Consider the following 229-nt stretch of genomic DNA (forward strand, 5'->3'; position numbering starts at 1 on the left):
GCTCAAAGGCGTGGCCATCACCCGCCCCAATCAGGTCTGGTGCACCGACATCAGCTACATCCCCATGCGCCGGGGGTTTCTTTACTTGGTAGCCATCATGGACTGGCATAGCCGCAAGGTGCTCAGCTGGCGGCTGTCGAACTCCATAGACGCGAGCTTTTGCGTCGAGGCTCTGAAGGAAGCGCTGGCCACATACGGACCGCCCGAGATCTGCAACTCCGACCAAGGT

The 229-nt window shown here is 60.3% G+C and carries 1 protein-coding gene; it reads left to right on the forward strand.

Annotation, left to right across the window (positions count from 1 at the left end; genetic code table 11):
* Positions 1-229, forward strand: a 229-nt coding sequence (locus ACSNOK_RS36635) for a transposase (RefSeq protein WP_436784952.1), incomplete at both ends; no start/stop codon positions are given.

Origin of the sequence: Streptomyces sp. URMC 126, assembly GCF_051386555.1 — a bacterium.
Classification (GTDB): Bacteria; Actinomycetota; Actinomycetes; order Streptomycetales; family Streptomycetaceae; genus Streptomyces.